Origin of the sequence: Ectopseudomonas composti (assembly GCF_001567565.1) — a bacterium.
Lineage (GTDB): Bacteria > Pseudomonadota > Gammaproteobacteria > Pseudomonadales > Pseudomonadaceae > Aquipseudomonas > Aquipseudomonas composti_A.
In genome coordinates this window covers 203,924-221,409 of record NZ_LSSW01000013.1, presented here as the reverse complement: position 1 = coordinate 221,409, position 17,486 = coordinate 203,924, and the positions used below count along the sequence as shown (strand labels likewise).

Genomic DNA, 17,486 nt, shown 5'->3' with positions numbered 1-17,486 from the left:
AAAGTGGCGCAATGATAAGCAGGATTGATGCTTTAGCAAATGAGAATAGTTATCCAGTCTGCGGTTCAGCGCTTGCTGCAGGCGAACAGCGCATTGCCGGACGTGGTATCCCACTGACTCAGGCGCTGATAGTCGTGCTCCAGCACCTGCACCTCGAAGTACGGTGCCAGCAGGGCCTGCAGTTCGGCGAAGCTCACCGCCACCATCGGGTGCTCGTCGTGCCAGACCTCGGTCTGCTCGCCCTGAGTACGCTCGATGCGCAAACGCAGCGCCTGTTGTTCACCCTCACCGCGGTAGTACCAGCCGGAGCTGAAGCGCAACTGACCCTCGGCATGCCGCGCACTGTGAGAAACGAACGAGGTGTTGTCGATGCGCTGCTTGTCCACGGCGTTGAAGCAGAACACCCCGCCCGGCGCCAGGGCGTCATGCACGCTGGTGATGCACGCCTTCAGACGTTCGATGCTGGCGCTGTAGTGGATTGAGTAGAGAAAGCAGGTGATCAGGTCCAGCGGCTCGTCGACCTCAAAGCCGCACATGTCCTGCCGCGAAAAGCGCGCCTCGGGGCAACGCAGGGCGGCGCGGTCGAGCATCGGCTGGTTGATGTCCAGGCCACGACTGGCATAGCCAGCATCGAGGAAATGGCGCACATGCGGGCCGGTGCCACAGGCCAGATCGAGGTGGCGTTTGCCGCCGTTACCGAACAATTGCTGCAGACGATGCACGCAGTGACTCTGCGCGGCGTAGTCGATGTCCGCGCACATCAGATCGTAGTAGCCCGACAGGTCGGTATAGAGGGCGTTGCCGGACATGATGACCCGCCAGGGTGTCGAGGGGCGCGCATCATAGCCCAAGCGCAGCTGCGCGCCGATAGAGAAAGCAGCGCAGCCCTGCTGGTTTCTGCACGGGCCTGTACGCATGCTATGCCCCGACTAAACTCCTGACACTTGCAGCCGAAACAATGGCGTCAACTTTCAGCGAGATGGCCCTCATGTTCAATGGACGACTGAAGCAAGAGTTGCAGGCATTGCGTGATGATTTTTCTTCCGTGACGCAGGTTTGCACCAGCCTGGAAGAGGAAATGCTGGTGCTGATGCTTGACCCGCAAGGTCGCATCGAGCGCGCCAACGACAATTTCCTCAAGGAGATGGGCTATACGGCAGATCGCCTGCAAGGCCAGCACGTGCTGCAGCTGATACCCGAACATGTGCACAATCTCGACTTCCATCACCGTGTGCGCCAGGCCCTGGAACGTGGCGAGCACCTCTCCGGGGTAATCCGCCTGCTGCGCGGCAATGGCGAAGAGGCCTGGCTGCGCTCGATCCTGCAGCCGGTGCGCGACAGCAGCGGGCGCATTCGCCTCTTCTCGATCCATGCCAGCGACCTGACCCGCACCATCGAAACGTCGCGCGAACATGAAAACCTGATCAAGGCCCTGCAGCGCTCCACTGCGGTTATCGAGTTCAATCTGAATGGCGAGGTACTGACCGCCAATCAGCGCTTTCTCGATGCCATGGGCTACAGCCTGGCGCAGATCCAGGGCAAGCATCACCGCATCTTCTGCGACCCGAGCGAGTACAACGCCCCCGAATACCAGCGGTTCTGGGAGCAACTGCGCCGTGGCGAGTTCGTCGTCAACCGCTTTCGTCGTATCGATAGCCACGGCCGCGACGTGTGGCTGGAGGCGTCCTACAACCCGATTACCGACGCCCATGACAGGCTGTACAAAGTGGTCAAGTTCGCCACGGTGATCACCGACCAGGTGCAGCGCGAAGAGGCCGTGGCCCAGGCCGCCGGCATCGCCTTCGAGACCTCCAAGGGCACTGACGAAAGCGCGCGCAATGGCGCCTCGGTGGTGCAGCAGATGCTCGACGCCATGACCGAGCTGGCCTCACGCATGCAGGAAGCCGCGCAAGGCATCGAAGCGCTGGACAAGCAGTCGCAGCTGATCGGCTCGATCGTCAAGAACATCAGCAGCATCGCCGACCAGACCAACCTGCTGGCCCTCAATGCCGCCATCGAGGCGGCGCGAGCGGGCGATCAGGGCCGTGGCTTCGCAGTGGTGGCCGACGAGGTCCGTCAACTGGCTTCGCGTACCAGCGCGGCCACCGAGGAAATCACCTCGGTCGTCGGTCAGAACCAGCAACTGGCCGAACGCGCCGTGCAGATCATCGATCGCGGCAAGACCCAGGCCGAGCTGGGCCTCGAGCTGTCGGGCCAGGCCGGCCAGGTAATCGAAGAGATCCAGGACGGCGCGCGGCGTGTGGTCGCAGCGGTGGAGAGCTTCGCCACCAAACTGTGAGCAGCGCTGCGGCGGCACATGCGCCGCCGCACGCAGTCAGCCGACGTTACCCGTCAGCCCGGTCAGAGTGTCGGCCAGCTCGCGGGTGCGCTGCGAGGTCTGCTCGGTCAGTTCGGCGGAATCACGCAACGAATCGATCATCCCCCCCAGCGTGGAGACCTCGCTGACCTGCTGCTGGATATGTCCGGACACCACGCTGATGGCCTGGGACAGTTGATCGACGTCGGTACCGATCTCGGCGGCGTTCTTGTGAGTGATCTGCGCCAGGTTGCGCACCTCGTCGGCCACCACCGCGAAGCCACGACCCATTTCCCCGGCACGCGCCGCCTCGATGGCGGCATTGAGCGCCAGCAGGTTGGTCTGCCCGGCAATCTGCTGGATCACCTGAACGATGGACTGGATGCGTAGACTGGATCGCGCCAGCTCGTCGGCACTGCGTACCACCGATGTGCCCTGCTCGCCCAGGCTGCGTACCACCGCCTCGGCCTGCTCGGTGACATCGCCCTGGCGAGTGATGTTATCGCCCAGCGCATCCATGCTCTGGTGCAATTCATGGGCATGCAAGTGTAACTGCTCGCCAATCTCGCGCTGCCGCGCCTCGGCCGCACGCAACACCTGACCAAGATCGGCCAGCCCCTCGAAAACCGGACGAATGTGCTCGTCGAGGCCGTGGCTGTCGATGCAGCTGTCGTAGTCATGCCGTTTGAAGGCGTTGATCTGACTGACCACCACCTGGCTGAGCCCGGCGAGCTTCTTGATTTGCCGACGCAGGAAGAAGGCCTTGAATTCGCCGTAGTGGATGGGAAAGCGGTCGATGTAATCGTCACTGAACGCCGCGCCCGGCGGGACCTGGAAGAAGAAGATCGCGGTCAGTGTCTGGTTGAGGTTGAGGCCGAGAATCTCGCCGAAGGTGGAAAAGCCGATGACCGGCACCCGGCCGAACACCGCCCCCATCTTCCCCAGCTCCGCCGCGTTGTTGAGCCGGCGCAGGATGCAGTCGTTGAGTAGGCCGAGCAGGGGCGTTCCCCCCTTGCCCTGCAGAAAGCGTTCGAAATCACGCCGAGTGCCCTCGACCAATGGCGTGCGCCTGACCAATACCAGTTCCTCGCCCGGCGCCACGTCACAGAACAGGTGGACGATCTCCTGCTGCAGGTCGATGCGCGCGATGGAACGCACGAACAGCTCGCTGCCGACGCGAATGGCGAACGAGTAACTGGCTAGCTTGCCCTCCAGCTCCTGCGGCTGGCACTGCAATTCGGCGCACAAGGCGGCGACCATACTCAGAATATTGCCGCGCGCGTCGATCACCTGACGGATGCTGCGCTCCTCGAGCGAGGCGGTGAGCACACTGAGGCTGATCGAAGTCGGCTCGAAGTTCTGGCTTTTGAACACGCCAAAGCGAACGCCGGGTGCGCTCTTGAGAAACACCACCAGGGCATGGTTCTCGTAGCGGCGCTGGCCGTCATGCAGGAAGGTCTGGCGAAAGTCGCCCTTGCCACCGGCCGAGCCACCGACGAACAGGCAGGGAAAACGCCCTGACTCATAGAGCGCTTCCATGAAGAACGACTCGGAGGCCGACAAACCGTCGAACAACACATAAGCCAGGGTGTCGCGGGCATCGATAGGCGTCTTTACCTGCAACGCCTGCAGCGATCGAGTCAGCTTGGCGATGCGCTCACGCAGCGACATGCGCGCGCCACCAGCCCGAATGTCCTGGCTCTCCAGCGGCACGCTGACCAGCTCCGCACTGAGCAAAACACGGCTGTCGAACAGCGCCAGCACCAGGCGATCCCACTGCCCAGTGGCGTCACAGTAGAGCCGCCCTTCGCTGCCACACAGTTCGCCAGCGCTGCTGCTCAAGCTCAGCGTGACACCGGGAAAGCGCTCGTGAATCTGCCGGGCGATGCGTTCGAGATCCAGGTGCGGTGAAACGTAGCCAGTGATGAAGCTCGGCCGCATGCGCACCGCCGCCAGCTCAGCGGCAAGCTCGCCGCCGCGACAACTGATCTGCGCGGTTGCCCCCTGCAGCGATTGAGTGAAGCGTTCACGACGGAAAAAACCCATAAGCGCCTCTCTTCTCGAACGGTTCTCCGTCTCAAGAGTAGAGGCAAAGTCGCTCCGCTTCTCTCGTCCTTTGGGCGTAAAAATGTAGCAGGCGACAGCGCAAACGACTAGCCAGAGGTCGACTCCAGACAATCTCTCCATGCCTCCGGCGCCTATGGTGAAGGCCCTTTTTTTGCACCGGGAGCCAGACATGGCCAACAAACCGATCACCGTTCTGCGCGACACCCAGCCGATGCCCGTCGTCGATGCCTGCAAATGGGAGCGCATCGAAGGTGACCCGCATACCGTCAACCTCAACGCTTACAACTCCGATGATGGCAGCAAGATCATGGGTACCTGGATCTGCACGCCCGGCAAGTGGCGCGTGGAGTACGTGAAGTGGGAGTACTGCCACTTCCAGGAAGGCTATTGCATCATCACCCCGGACGGCATGGAGCCAATTCACCTGAAAGCCGGTGACATCTTCGTGGTCGAACCTGGCATGAAAGGCACCTGGGAAGTGGTCGAGACCGTTCGCAAGTACTTCGTCTTCGCCTGATCCCCTTGCATCGGTGGGTGTCACGCACGGCCCCCGCCGACTGGCCTGAGCGTGCTTGATTAGCGCAAAAGCAGGCCGCCCTCCCTCGCCCGTGAAAGACTGCGCAGTTTTTCACGGAGCGTGCACGGTCAGACTCACCAGCTTGATCACGACCGGTCGCACCAGCATCACGCAGCAGAAAGCCACCGGCATGGCCAGGCTGTAGGCACTCAGTACCGCTTGCAGATAACCGTCACTGAACCCTCGGTTTGCAGCGGTGATCACCAGCGACATGAGCATCGCCATGATCCCCGACATGAAGAAAGCGAAAGCCACCGGCATGGCTCGGGCAGGCAGCTTCCAGCTACGCGCAGGCAGCGGCGTTGAGTCGAGATCGGACATGTTCTGATTTCCTGATCATTGAATGTGCCAGCACTTTAGCGACCAGGACGATTGCTCCGGTAGAGGCCGGAAGGTAAGTTGAGTATCAAGCTCAACTTACGACCGAGGCCAGCATTGCAAAGCAAAAGCACGGACACCCTTCGCGGCCTTGAGAGCTTCGTCAAAGCGGTGGAAAGCGGCAGCATTGCCGCCGGAGCGCGCCTGCTGGGTATCAGCGCCGCTGCGGCGAGCCAGAACATCGCCCGCCTGGAACAAAATCTGGGTACCCGCCTGCTCACCCGCACCACCCGCAGCCTAGCGCTTACCGACGCTGGCGCGCTGTACTTCGAGCGCGTGCAAGCGGTGCTTCAGGAACTGGAACTGGCCCGCGCCGACGTCGCCGACCTGCAGGATGAACCGCGCGGCCAGTTGCGCATCGCCGCCAGCGCGGCCTTCGGCCGCCACGTGCTGGCACCACTGATCCCCGGTTTCATGGCGCGCTACCCGCGTATACGCTGCGAGCTGCTGACCACCGACAGCTCCGTCGACCACATTCAGGAAGGTGTCGACGTCAGCATCTACATCGAGCAGCAGTTGCGCAGCGGCCTGGTTGCCCGGCGTATCGCCACCGCGCAAACTCGCTTCTGTGCTGCCCCGGCCTACCTGCAGCGCGCCGGTCGCCCCAGCGAGCCCGAGCAATTGCGCGATCATGATTGCCTGCTGTTCCGTTTCGCGACCGATGGCCGCTTTCTGCGCTGGGGCTTCGTTCGCGATGACGAGCATTTCGATGCCCAGGTCAGAGTGGCCATGAGCAGCAACGATATCGATGCCTTGGCACAGTGCGCTGCGTCAGGCGGCGGCATCACCCGCCTGGCGTCCTTCGTCGCCGACCCGTACCTGGCCCGCGGCGAACTGGTCGAGTTGTTCTCATCAGCCACCCCCGCAAGCAGTCGTGCGACCAGCGCTCCGCTGGATTACTACCTCTGCGTGCGCAATCGCTACGAGCTGACGCCCAAGGTACGTCTGTTCGCGGACTATCTTCAGCACGCCCTGCCCGCCGAGTTGGCCCCCTCGGCCGAGGCGCGTTGAGACGGCTTGAAAGGCACAGGAACTTGGCCTATCCACAAAGGTCTGTGCTGCGCTGCCGATCCGGCGGCTTCCCAACAACGGACGACCCACAAGGTCTTTCAGCAAGGAACCCTCATGAACCGACTCAAACTACCGCTGCTCTCCCTCGTCGGCGCCCTGCCACTGGCCGCCTGCGCTGCCACGCCCGAGGCGCTCAAGCCCTACCCTGCCGCTGCCGACGGCTACAGCCGCCACGTGATCGAGCTGCCGGCACAGGCCAACGAAGCCGAGCACAAGGTGGAGATCATTGCCGGCAAGACCCTGGAAGTGGACTGCAATCAGCAACGCCTGGGCGGCCAGTGGCAGGAAAAAACCGTGGAAGGCTGGGGCTATAACTACTACGAACTGAGCCAGGTCGGCCCGGCCATGAGCACCCTGATGGCCTGCCCGGATGGCAGCCGCAAACCGGCGTTCGTGCGCGTCGGCGGTGAGCCGCAACTGGTGCGCTACAACAGCAAGTTGCCGCTGGTGATCTACGCACCGAAGGATATCGAGGTGCGCTACCGGGTGTGGTCCGCCGCTGCAGAGATCAGCGCGGCGCCACGCCAGTAAGGCTATAGCTACAAGCACCAGCCCTCTTCCCGGCTGGTGCTCTGGCGTGCCTGTTCTAAGCCGGTAGCACGACGAAAAAGGCTCTAACAAGCGGCTGCGAGACTGGCTGCGACCGCAGGCGCGGCTATGCTCAAAGAGCACTTTCTCACCGAGCGCGAGCGCCGCGCCCGTAGCTATCGGAGCCAACATGGATATTGACAGTCTCTTTGCCCAGATTCACACACTGCCGAGCATTCCGAAGGTCGCGCAGGAGCTGATCCAGCAGTTCGACAACCCCTCCTCCAGCCTGGAAAGCGTGGCGCGCAACATCGAGCGCGACCCGGTTATCGCCGCCAAGGTACTGCGCCTGGCCAACTCGCCCCGTTTTCGCGGCGCGCGTGAAGCCGTGAGCGTCGAGGACGCGGCCATGCGCCTGGGATTCAACACCCTGCGCACGCTGGTGCTGGCTTCGGCGATGACGGGCGCGTTCAAGGTCGATACCGGCTTCGACCTCAAGGGCTTCTGGATTCACAGCTTCCGGGTGGCCAGCATCGCCCGCAGCCTGGCCAAGCAACTGAAGCTGGACACGGACGCCGCCTTCACCTGCGGCATGATGCATAACATCGGCGAGCTGCTGATCCAGACTGGCGCACCGGATTTTGCCCGGCGCATGAACCGCCATCCGAAGCGCGAGGCCGCGGCACAGGCCGCCGAGGAAACCCTGCAACTGGGTTTCGGCTACCCGGAAGTGGGCGCCGAACTGGCACGCCGCTGGCAACTGCCAGCGCTGATCCAGCATGCCATCGCCTACCAGGCGCGCCCAAGCCAGGCGCCCAGCGACGGTCATTACGCAAGGCTGATGGCGCAGTCGGTGATCATTGCGGAAACCATCGAACTCGATGGTGTCAGCGAACAGGCGCAGCAGAGCCTGGAAGGCCCATTGTTCGAGGAGGTCGACCTGGCCACGCTGTTCGAAGCCTTGCCAGCCGTGCTGGAGGCGGACAAGGCGTTTGCCGAGTTGCTTGGCTGAGCAGCGGCCCCAATGGCTTGAACTGACGCAGCCGGCCGACTGAGGTAGCGACCCTCAGCCGGCCGGTACCGGCGAAGATGCTGTCAGCGCATGCAGCACTGCTTGTACTTCTTGCCACTGCCGCAACTGCACGGGTCGTTACGCCCCACCTTGGCATCGTCACGACGTACCGGCAGCACCGGCTCCAGGTTCTGCTGCCAGTATTGGTAAAGCTCGACAGCCGCCGGTTCGAGCAGTGCCGTGCTGGCATCGTACTCGGCGTCGGACATGGCCTTGAGCGTCGCGCTGCCGCTCTCATCACCGTGCAGGGTGATCAGCGCACGAGCTGCTGCCACCGACTCGGGCAACGCTGCGTCCAGCCAACCAGCAACCGTAGCGCCGCGCAGATAGCCCGCGCACCACTCGGAGACGATCAGCTTCTCGCCCTTGCCGTTGCCGTCGGCGAGGAAGATCGCCTCGTAGTCGTCCGGCTCCTCGCTGAGCATGTAGGTGGCTTCGCTCATCAGTTCGATAGCCAGTTTCATGAAGCGCTCGCCATCCTTGTCGCTCGGCCACTGCGGCGGCTGGTCGGCCCAGATCGCCGAGTACCAGACGGCCGGGGCGACCTGGCGCGGGGCGGAGACGATGGCGGCGAAGTAGCCATCCAGCTCGCTGGCGGACAGGATCGAGTCATCGTTGCCGTACTTGAGCAGCCACTGATCGAGCTTCTCCAACCCTCTGTTGTCCATCGCCACACCTCCCCTGAAAAAGGGCGCTACTGTCCCACAGATGAGGCGCTGCAAACAGCCCGAGCCGCCGTCCGGCATATCACGGATGCCCCGTGCCCCCAGGCCCGCTACAATGCGCAGCTTGCCCGTGCCCAGCCTGATAAAAGAAACCACCATGTCCCTGCCCAAACACCACCTGGAACTGCTCAGCCCTGCCCGCGATGTCGAGATCGCCCGCGAGGCCATCCTGCATGGCGCCGACGCCATCTACATCGGCGGCCCGAGCTTCGGCGCGCGGCACAATGCCTGCAACGAGGTGAGCGAGATCGCCAGGCTGGTGGAATTCGCCCGGCGCTACCACGCGCGGGTGTTCACCACCATCAACACCATCTTGCATGACGACGAGCTGGAGCCGGCGCGCGCGCTGATCCATCAGCTCTACGACGCAGGTGTGGATGCACTGATCGTGCAGGACATGGGGGTAATGGAGCTGGATATTCCGCCCATCGAGCTGCATGCCAGCACCCAGACCGACATTCGCACCCTGGCCCGCGCCAAGTTTCTCGACCAGGCCGGCTTCTCCCAGCTGGTGCTGGCGCGCGAGCTGAACCTGCAGGAAATCCGCGCCATCGCCGATGAAACCGATGCGGCCATCGAGTTCTTCATCCACGGTGCGCTGTGCGTGGCCTTCTCCGGCCAGTGCAACATTTCCCACGCGCAGACCGGGCGCAGCGCCAACCGTGGCGACTGCTCGCAGGCCTGCCGTCTGCCCTACACCCTCAAGGATGAGAAAGGCGGCGTGATCGCCTACGAGAAACACCTGCTGTCGATGAAGGACAACAACCAGAGCGCCAACCTGCGCGCCCTGGTCGAGGCCGGCGTGCGCTCGTTCAAGATCGAGGGCCGCTACAAGGATGTGGCCTACGTGAAGAACATCACCGCCCACTACCGCCGCGAACTCGACGCCATTCTCGAAGACCGCCCGGACCTGGCCCGCGCCTCCAGCGGCCGCACCGCGCACTTCTTCGTGCCCGACCCGGACAAGACCTTCCACCGCGGCAGCACCGACTACTTCGTCACCGAGCGCAAGGTGGACATCGGCGCCTTCGACTCGCCAACGTTCACCGGGCTCGCTGTTGGCGTTGTCGAGAAGGTGAACAAGCGCGACCTGATTGCCGTCACCCATGAGCCGCTGTCCAACGGTGACGGCCTCAACGTGCTGGTCAAGCGCGAGGTGGTGGGTTTTCGCGCCAACATCGCCGAACTCAAAGGCGATTTCGACGAAGATGGCGAGAAGCGCTACCGCTACCGCGTCGAGCCCAACGAGATGCCCGAAGGGCTCTTCCGCCTGCGCCCGAATCATCCGCTGTCACGCAACCTCGACCACAACTGGCAGCAGGCGCTGCAACGCACCAGCGCCGAACGCCGTATCGGTGTTAGCTGGCAGGCCGAGCTGCGTGAAGAAGCCCTCAAGCTCACCGCCACCAGCGAGGAAGGCATCAGCGTCGAAGTCGCCCTGCCCGGCCCGTTCGGCGTGGCCAACAAGCCGGAGCAGGCACTCGATGGCCTGCGCGACCTGCTGACCCAGCTCGGCACCACCATCTACCACGCCCAAAGCGTCAGCCTCGACGCGCCGCAAGCGCTGTTCGTGCCCAACTCGCAGCTCAAGGCGCTGCGCCGCGACGCCATCGAAGCGCTGACCGCAGCCCGTGTCGCCGCCCACCCGCGCGGCAGCCGCAAGGCCGAGAGCGACCCGGCGCCGGTGTACCCGGAATCGCACCTGAGCTTCCTCTACAACGTCTACAACCAGAAGGCCCGCGACTTCTACCATCGCCATGGCGTGCAGCTGATCGACGCGGCCTACGAAGCGCACGAAGAAGAAGGCGAAGTGCCGGTGATGATCACCAAGCACTGCCTGCGCTTCTCCTTCAACCTGTGCCCGAAACAGGCCAAGGGCGTGACCGGCGTGAAGACCAAGGTTGCGCCGATGCAGCTGGTGCACGGCGATGAAGTGCTGACCCTGAAGTTCGACTGCAAGCCGTGCGAGATGCACGTGATCGGCAAGATGAAGGGCCACATCCTCGACCTGCCACAGCCAGGCAGCGCGGCGACCCAGGTGGTCGGCCAGATCAGTCCGGACGACCTGCTCAAGACCATTCGCAAACCCAGCGGCTATTCGCACTGATTCACCGCACGCGCCCGCATGCTTGTGGCGGCGGGCGCATGGCGCCTGAATGGGCGCCCTCGAACCCTTGACCACCGGAGGTCCGCGAGTGACCGCGATGATCGTGCTGACGCTGCTACTGGTAGCGGCCCTGCTGTTCTGGCCACGCGTCGCCAAGGCACCGATGTGGCGCGCCACCGTGACCCCGCTGGCTTCGATCATCGGCAGCGGCTTTCTCATTCTCGGCCCGGTGATGCTGGTCAACTTCGGCAGTTGGGCGCCACTGGCCATGCTCGCCCTGTGCACCCTGGGCTACGCCTTCGGCAGCGCCATGCGCTTCAACATCCGCTACCTGGGCGACAAGCCACAGGGGCGCGGTACAGCGCTGCAGAATGCGGGCGAGCGCCTGTCATCCTGGGTACTGGCGTTCGCCTACTTCATCTCGGTGGCCTATTACCTCAACCTCTTCGGTGCCTTTGCCGCGCGCATCGTCGATGTGCGTGGCGGCACGCTGCCCAAGGTCATCACCACGGTGATCTACCTGCTGATCCTGGCCGCCGGTTACCTGCGTGGGTTCAGCGTGATGGAGCGCCTGGAAAAATTCTCGGTGAGCCTAAAACTGGCGATCATCGCCAGCCTGCTCGCCGGCCTCGCCGTGCATACCGCGTATCAGGATGTGGCCAGCTCACTGACCTACAGCCCGGCCAGTGCACAGGGCACGCTGGCGTTGCAGCTGCTGCTCGGCCTGATCGTTACCGTGCAGGGTTTCGAGACCTCGCGTTACCTCGGTCAGCACTACGACGCCGCCATGCGCGTGCGTTCGATGCGCCACGCGCAGTGGCTCGCCAGCGCCATCTACCTGCTCTACGCTGCCCTGCTGACGCTGAGCTTCCACCAGCAGAAGATGACCCTCGACGAGACCGCGATCATCGACCTGATGGGCGTGGTCGCCGCGGTGCTGCCGCCGCTGCTGATCGCCGCCGCCCTCAGTGCCCAGTTCAGCGCTGCCGTCGCCGACACCAGCGCCTCGGGCGGGTTGATCAACGAACTCAGTGGCCAACGCCTGCGCGCCCGCCACGGCTATGTGCTGCTGACCCTCATCGGCCTGCTGCTGACCTGGCTGTTCGATGTCTTCGAAATCATCAGCCAAGCCTCGCGCGCCTTCGCCCTGTACTACGGCATGCAAGCGCTGCTGGCCGCCGCACGGGCCGCCCAGGCGCCAGCCAGCGCCCGACGCACCCTGCAGATCGTCGGCTTCAGCCTGCTCGGCCTGATCGGCCTGGCGGCGGTGGTGTTCAGCATTCCGGTCGAAGGCTGAGTACGGCGTCAATCCAGCCAGGCCAGTGCCGCTCCACTCAGGTACAGCCCCAGGCCGAACACCAGGTGCGTCAACAGCGCGCGCTGGCGCACCAGCCAGGGCTTGGGCGCAAGCCTGGCGGCGATGCCCATGCCGAACGCCGGCTGCATCAGCAGCAGCGGCGCGGCCATCGTGAGCACTCCGAAGGCCAGCGCAGGCAGCAACGCCGGACGCTGCAGCCAGGCCTGACCGACCCAGGCCAAGAAGGCAGCGGCGAACAGCAGCCCGGTCAGGTAGTGAAAGCCCCACCCCAGCAGACGCTCGCCGCGCAGCGGCGGCGCCTTGGCAATCGCCGCATGGCGGAACTGGCCATGGCGCATATGCCCCAGCCAGCGCCCGACCCAGCCATAGTCCAGCGCGGCGATAGCGAACCAGCGTCGCCTCAGCAGCGCCCACAGATCCATGAGCAGTGTCGCGCCGATACCCAGCACAATGATTTCGACTACCATGACCACCTCCATCCAATATTGCTGAAATGCTTGCAACACAAGGCTGCCAGCTAAAGTCGACTTGAGGTCAAGGATGAAAGAGCTGGATATCGGCAAGGTCGCGCGCTGGTCGGGTCTACCGGCCTCGACCCTGCGTTACTACGAAGAGAAAGGGCTGATCCGCTCCATTGGCCGCAGTGGTTTGAAGCGGGTCTTCGCCGAGTCGGTGTTGCAGCGCCTGTCGCTGATCGCACTCGGACGCACGGCGGGCTTCTCACTGGATGACATCGCCGAGATGCTGGCCGCCGAAGGTGGCCCCGCCATCGACCGTGAGCGCCTTCAGCACAAGGCCGAGCAGCTGGATCAGACCATCCGTCGTCTGTCCGCCATTCGCGACGGGCTGCGCCATGCGGCGCTGTGCCCAGCCGACAACCACCTGGACTGCCCGACCTTTCAACGCCTGATGGGCATGGCCAGCAAGCAGGTCAGCCGACACAGACCGGCGCCGGCCGTTCCCGAGCAGGGTTGAGCGGCCGCAGCATTAAGGGCACCAAAAACTACCTGCGTTGCCAACGCGGCGGCAAAAACAGGCTCATGCGCGAGCCCGATCAAAATGCTCATTTACAACACGTAAAGTCGAACGCGACTCCGAGCGTTTTTCGCCTGTTATTGCGGGGCCGCCACCGGTATTGCGTTGGCTGCCTCGGCTCGGGCTTCCTGCTTCGCTCTACCTCCTGCATCCTTGCAGTCGTCGCCTACGTTGTTAGCGGCGCCCATTCATGGGGCCGGGCTGAGCATCTCGATCTGGCGAATCTCGAAATCACGGCGCAGGTAATCCATGCGCTTGTCATGGAAGTCGCGCATATGCGGCAGCGCCGTGTGCTCGGCCAGCGCCGCCGGTGATGCCCACACCTCGTAGAAGATGAACAGCGTCGGGTCCTGCGCGTCGCGCAGCATGTGGTATTCGATGCAGCCAGGCTCGGCGCGGCTGGGTTCGACATAGGCGCGAAACAGTTGCTCGAAGGCCTCGGCCCGCTCGGGCTTGGTGTGGGCATGAAGGATGAAGCCGTGCATGGGCAGGTTCCTCAGCGGGGGAAGAGGCCTCACCTTAACGCAGCATTCAGCGCGACTTTCATGACTTTAAGTCAATAATGATTTGACCGTTCCGGGGTGTTTCGCCCGCGCAGGGCCCGATAACCTGCCGCCACATTTTCTGGAGAACCCCGATGAAAAAGATCCTCCTGCTCAACGGCGGCAAAGCCTTCGCACACTCTCACGGCCAATACAACACCACCTTGCATGACGCGGCACTGGCCTTCCTCGACCGAGCCGGCTGCGACGTCAAGACCACCTTCATCGACGGTGGCTACGACGCTGAAGAAGAAGTGCAGAAGATCCTCTGGGCGGACGTGGTGATCTATCAGATGCCCGGCTGGTGGATGGGCGCCCCCTGGACGGTGAAGAAGTACCTCGACGAGGTATTCACCGTCGGCCACGGCAGCCTCTACGCCAACGACGGCCGCACCCGCTCCGATGCGTCGCAGAAGTACGGCAGTGGCGGGCTGATCCAGGGCAAGCAGTACATGCTGTCACTGACCTGGAACGCCCCGTTGCAGGCCTTCGAGGATCCGAGCGACTTCTTCGAAGGCAAGGGCGTGGACGCGGTGTACTTCCCCTTCCACAAGGCCAACGAATTTCTCGGCATGACCGGCCTGCCCACCTTCATCTGCAATGACGTGATGAAAGTGCCGAACATCGAGCACGACGTGGCGCGCTACGAGCAGCACCTGGCCAAGGTGTTCGGCGTCGCCTGAGACAAGTGCTCACTGCCCGCCAAACAGCGCCGTCCAGTAGATCCCGGCATCGCTCTGCGGATCGTTGGCATAGGCGGCGCCTAGCTCGCTGAACTCCGGGTTCATGATGTTAGCGCAATGCCCGGAGCTGGCCAGCCAGCCCTCGACCACCTTGGCAGTGGTATCCAGCGCGGCGGCGATGTTCTCCCCCACCTTGGTGCCGCTGTAGCCCGCCAGTTCCGCGCGGTCACCCGGTGTCAGACCATCAGGCCCCTGGTGGGCGAAGAAGTTGCCGTTGGCCATGGCCCGGCTGTGGCTCTCGGCGGCACTGCCCAGCTCGGCGTTCCATACCAGTGGTGCGCTGGCGGCAAAGCGCTGATCCCCACATTGGCGCGCCTCGGCGCGGGCCGAGTTGATCAGCAGCAGCAGACTTTCCCCCTCGGTCTGCCAGGTTTGCAGACGCCCACTGAGCAGCGGACGAGCCAGTACGATGCGCCAGTCGCGATCATGCTGACTGACGCCTATGTCGATGAACTGCGGATCGAGCAGCACGCGGCAGAAACTCTCGCTCAGTGCCTGCATCGCAGCCTGGGCATTGCGCGGCCCGGAGAGCGTGATGGCCTGTACGTTGACCAGCGGATAACCGGCAGCGCTCAGCGAGTCCTGCAGATCACCGGTGCCATTGGCGGGCAGTATCAGGCGCGGGTCGTTGCTCAGCGGCGGCAGCGGCTCGGAGGCCTGCACGCCACAGCGTTGCACCTCAGCGCGATAGGCGTTGATCGTTTCGATCAGTGCCTGATCCTCGGCAGCCTGCGCCGCCCCCCAGACGCCCAGCAACAGCAGCGCCATCAGGCAACGCTGCCATCCCCAGTTGCTCATTGTTGTTGTCATACAGCCCTCTCCCAACTAACGTCGTGATTCTGACGCATTACCCGGCGCTGGATCACCGCCGGCTTCCTAGTCCCGTCGAACGTCCGCGCACACTGGCATCGCGGACGAACGGCAGGGTTCCTGCATGACGCCATCTATCGCCATCACACAACTTGCGCACTCGCTCTTCCAGCTCGAGAACATTGATGCCCGGTTACTTCGCAAAGACCGAACAACATCGCCGCCAGGTCCTCAAGGCATTGCTATGGATCACCTTGAGCGGCGGTTTGTTCTTCTCGGTGGTCAATCTGCTGCACGACAACTGGCTGTTGGCCGGTCTGGAAATCGCCTACGCCGGTGTGTCGCTGTATCTACTGAACATCATCGATAGAACGCGTAACCTGCAGCTATTGACCGCGATTTACCTGCTGCCGTTCTTCAGCATCATGATTGTGGCGCTGGCTCAGACCACCACAACCTTCGCGGTGTTCGCCTGGATACAGACAATTCCGATCATCTGCTACCTGCTGCTGGGGCTGCGCCTGGGAATGTATGGCTCGATTCTGTTCGTCGGCATCGGCCTGTTCGTGTTCAGCCGACGGTTTTCCTCCGACGAACTCCTGGCAAACGTGGAGATCGTCGCCAATCTCGGCCTGTCCAGTCTGGCGGTGATGATCTTCGCCCATATCTATGAACGCAGCCGTCTGCTCAACGAGAAGCACCTGACCGAGCAGGCCACCACCGATGCCCTGACCGGGCTGCCGAACCGGCTGAAGCTGGCCGAGGTGTTCGAGCGCGAACGCGCCCACGCGCTGCGCAGTGGCAAGCCTCTGGCGCTGGTGTTCATCGACATCGATCACTTCAAGCAGATCAACGACCGTTTCGGTCACGACGTCGGCGATCGTGCCCTGGCTCACTTCGCCAAGGTGCTGGCACAGCGCCTGCGTATCAATGATCTGTTCTGTCGCCTGGGCGGCGAGGAGTTCGCTGTGCTGCTGCCGGGCAGCACGGCGTGGCAGGCTCGCGACATTGCCGAGAGCCTGCGCGAGCGCCTGGCTGCGCAGCCGCTAAGCGTGGATGACAGCCCACTGCAGATGACCTTGAGCGCTGGCGTCGCCTGTTTCGGGGTGGACGGGCAATCACTGGACGAGCTGATGCTGGCAGCGGACAGACGCACCTATGCGGCGAAACGCGCCGGGCGCAACCGGGTGATCAGCCGCGAGAACATGCAGCCGGCCCTGGGCTGAACGGGCATGAGTCAGGCGTAAACGCTGAGCCCGCCCTTCTCCTGCAGCCACTGGCGGTAGGTTTCCAGCGAGTCGGTCTGCTTATCACCGTTATGACCGGCGATCACGACGCTGCCATCCATGCCGGCATCCACCATCTTCTGCACCTGCGCCAGCAGTTTGGCGGCATCGTCGCGATCGAGCTGCATCACGTCAGGCAACTGAATCACCGAAGGTTGCGCTGGCTGGCTGTCAGCGTTGCGCTGCACGGCTTGACTGGAGCCCGATGCACCGCCATTCATGGCGCGCAACAGCCCGCCTTCGCTGCGCGCCACCACCTGCTTGGCAAAACGGCGCAGGTCGGCAATCGGATCCTGGCTGGCCTGCCCTTCTGCTCCTGCACTGTTCGACGCCGACCGATTGTTGAGCTGACTGCCGTAGTAGCTGAGCATGGCAGGCATGCTGTTGTTGATGCTGGTCATGGAGCCTCCGTGAAATCCGTTTGCCTCATGCAAAGCAGATTCCGGGCCAGCCGCTGCAGACCAGTGATGACGGGCTTTGCTCACACCGCTGCGGCATGGACTTGCCACCCCGAGGCAAGGTGTTGCCCGCCACGCTCAACCCAGTTGATCGACCATGACCGCGTTGCTGTAGATCAGGCAGCCATCTTCGGCGCTGTAACCGAGCAGATGAAACTGGCCACGTGCTTGTTCACCGCCGATGTACACGCGCCACTTGCATTCGCTGAGCGCCCCGAAGCCGTCCGGCATGACCAACTCCAGCGCCTGCGTGTCGGCGTCGATCATCATGTCGCGGATTCCACTGCGCTGAAGCTCCTCCTCGGCCTGCTCAAGGCGCAGGTGCTCGGCCTCGCTGACATGGAAGCGCAGGGTACCGATGGGAATGGATTTGCTGTCGTCATCGGCTTTGCGCCAACCGTCGATGCTCAGAGTGTTCATCTGCAAGTCTCCTCAGTCAGGCCTGAGTTCAG

Annotated in this window: 19 protein-coding genes; 10 read left to right on the top strand and 9 right to left on the bottom strand. The window is 63.3% G+C overall.

The features are described 5' to 3' along the window. Window positions 1-65: 65 nt before the first annotated feature. Complete coding sequence (locus PCLY_RS03340) at window positions 66-809, bottom strand: class I SAM-dependent DNA methyltransferase (protein WP_061237820.1); 744 nt, start codon at window positions 807-809, stop codon at window positions 66-68. Between the two features lie 179 nt (window positions 810-988). Here PCLY_RS03340 and PCLY_RS03335 point away from each other — a divergent pair, with 179 nt between their 5' ends. Next, window positions 989-2,299, top strand: coding sequence for a methyl-accepting chemotaxis protein (locus tag PCLY_RS03335; protein ID WP_061237883.1), 1,311 nt, complete (start codon window positions 989-991; stop codon window positions 2,297-2,299). 36 nt (window positions 2,300-2,335) lie between these two features. Here PCLY_RS03335 and PCLY_RS03330 read toward each other — a convergent pair whose 3' ends face one another. Next, window positions 2,336-4,363, bottom strand: coding sequence for a methyl-accepting chemotaxis protein (locus PCLY_RS03330; RefSeq protein WP_061237819.1), 2,028 nt, complete (start codon window positions 4,361-4,363; stop codon window positions 2,336-2,338). 190 nt (window positions 4,364-4,553) lie between these two features. Between PCLY_RS03330 and PCLY_RS03325 the strand changes: the two genes are divergently transcribed. Then, window positions 4,554-4,901, top strand: a complete 348-nt coding sequence (locus PCLY_RS03325) for a cupin domain-containing protein (RefSeq protein WP_061237818.1) — start codon at window positions 4,554-4,556, stop codon at window positions 4,899-4,901. A gap of 111 nt (window positions 4,902-5,012) precedes the next feature. On the opposite strand, the gene PCLY_RS03320 is transcribed toward PCLY_RS03325, so the two are convergent. Further along, window positions 5,013-5,282: a DUF2798 domain-containing protein gene (locus tag PCLY_RS03320; protein WP_061237817.1), complete on the bottom strand. Its 270-nt coding sequence runs from the start codon at window positions 5,280-5,282 to the stop codon at window positions 5,013-5,015. 114 nt (window positions 5,283-5,396) lie between these two features. Between PCLY_RS03320 and PCLY_RS03315 the strand changes: the two genes are divergently transcribed. The 3 genes from PCLY_RS03315 (at window position 5,397) to PCLY_RS03305 (ending at window position 7,950) form a co-directional block, all read left to right on the top strand. Then, window positions 5,397-6,350: a LysR family transcriptional regulator gene (locus tag PCLY_RS03315; RefSeq protein WP_061237816.1), complete on the top strand. Its 954-nt coding sequence runs from the start codon at window positions 5,397-5,399 to the stop codon at window positions 6,348-6,350. A 114-nt stretch (window positions 6,351-6,464) separates the two neighbouring features. Next, window positions 6,465-6,941, top strand: coding sequence for a serine protease inhibitor ecotin (eco, locus tag PCLY_RS03310; RefSeq protein WP_061237815.1), 477 nt, complete (start codon window positions 6,465-6,467; stop codon window positions 6,939-6,941). A 187-nt stretch (window positions 6,942-7,128) separates the two neighbouring features. After that, a complete protein-coding gene (locus PCLY_RS03305; protein ID WP_061237814.1) occupies window positions 7,129-7,950 on the top strand; it encodes an HDOD domain-containing protein in 822 nt (273 codons plus the stop codon). 83 nt (window positions 7,951-8,033) lie between these two features. Here PCLY_RS03305 and PCLY_RS03300 read toward each other — a convergent pair whose 3' ends face one another. Continuing rightward, window positions 8,034-8,678 carry a YecA/YgfB family protein gene (locus tag PCLY_RS03300; protein ID WP_061237813.1) on the bottom strand — a complete coding sequence of 215 codons (645 nt, stop codon included), beginning with the start codon at window positions 8,676-8,678 and terminating at the stop codon, window positions 8,034-8,036. A gap of 154 nt (window positions 8,679-8,832) precedes the next feature. On the opposite strand from PCLY_RS03300, the gene PCLY_RS03295 reads away from it, so the two are divergent. After that, window positions 8,833-10,842, top strand: a complete 2,010-nt coding sequence (locus PCLY_RS03295; protein WP_061237812.1) for a peptidase U32 family protein — start codon at window positions 8,833-8,835, stop codon at window positions 10,840-10,842. Between the two features lie 88 nt (window positions 10,843-10,930). Next, entirely contained in the window at window positions 10,931-12,139 is a 1,209-nt protein-coding gene (locus tag PCLY_RS03290; protein WP_197432132.1) for a hypothetical protein, read from the top strand. Between the two features lie 8 nt (window positions 12,140-12,147). Here the strand turns inward: PCLY_RS03290 and PCLY_RS03285 are convergent, their stop codons facing one another. Continuing rightward, window positions 12,148-12,627 (bottom strand): DUF2938 domain-containing protein, encoded by a 480-nt coding sequence (locus PCLY_RS03285; protein WP_231740100.1) that lies wholly within the window; start codon window positions 12,625-12,627, stop codon window positions 12,148-12,150. A 73-nt stretch (window positions 12,628-12,700) separates the two neighbouring features. Here PCLY_RS03285 and PCLY_RS03280 point away from each other — a divergent pair, with 73 nt between their 5' ends. Beyond that, window positions 12,701-13,135 carry a helix-turn-helix domain-containing protein gene (locus tag PCLY_RS03280; RefSeq protein WP_061237810.1) on the top strand — a complete coding sequence of 145 codons (435 nt, stop codon included), beginning with the start codon at window positions 12,701-12,703 and terminating at the stop codon, window positions 13,133-13,135. Window positions 13,136-13,383: 248 nt separating this feature from the next. Here PCLY_RS03280 and PCLY_RS03275 read toward each other — a convergent pair whose 3' ends face one another. Continuing rightward, window positions 13,384-13,680 carry a putative quinol monooxygenase gene (locus tag PCLY_RS03275; RefSeq protein ID WP_061237809.1) on the bottom strand — a complete coding sequence of 99 codons (297 nt, stop codon included), beginning with the start codon at window positions 13,678-13,680 and terminating at the stop codon, window positions 13,384-13,386. Window positions 13,681-13,832: 152 nt separating this feature from the next. On the opposite strand from PCLY_RS03275, the gene mdaB reads away from it, so the two are divergent. Continuing rightward, complete coding sequence (gene mdaB, locus PCLY_RS03270; RefSeq protein WP_061237808.1) at window positions 13,833-14,420, top strand: NADPH:quinone oxidoreductase MdaB; 588 nt, start codon at window positions 13,833-13,835, stop codon at window positions 14,418-14,420. 9 nt (window positions 14,421-14,429) lie between these two features. Here the strand turns inward: mdaB and PCLY_RS03265 are convergent, their stop codons facing one another. Then, window positions 14,430-15,290 carry a CAP domain-containing protein gene (locus tag PCLY_RS03265; RefSeq protein WP_082768001.1) on the bottom strand — a complete coding sequence of 287 codons (861 nt, stop codon included), beginning with the start codon at window positions 15,288-15,290 and terminating at the stop codon, window positions 14,430-14,432. A gap of 185 nt (window positions 15,291-15,475) precedes the next feature. Here PCLY_RS03265 and PCLY_RS03260 point away from each other — a divergent pair, with 185 nt between their 5' ends. Continuing rightward, window positions 15,476-16,516 (top strand): GGDEF domain-containing protein, encoded by a 1,041-nt coding sequence (locus PCLY_RS03260; RefSeq protein ID WP_061237806.1) that lies wholly within the window; start codon window positions 15,476-15,478, stop codon window positions 16,514-16,516. 11 nt (window positions 16,517-16,527) lie between these two features. Here the strand turns inward: PCLY_RS03260 and PCLY_RS03255 are convergent, their stop codons facing one another. Both PCLY_RS03255 and PCLY_RS03250 read right to left on the bottom strand, forming a co-directional pair. Then, complete coding sequence (locus PCLY_RS03255) at window positions 16,528-16,977, bottom strand: hypothetical protein (protein WP_061237805.1); 450 nt, start codon at window positions 16,975-16,977, stop codon at window positions 16,528-16,530. A gap of 135 nt (window positions 16,978-17,112) precedes the next feature. Next, a complete protein-coding gene (locus PCLY_RS03250; RefSeq protein ID WP_061237804.1) occupies window positions 17,113-17,454 on the bottom strand; it encodes a hypothetical protein in 342 nt (113 codons plus the stop codon). Between the last annotated feature and the right edge of the window lie 32 nt (window positions 17,455-17,486).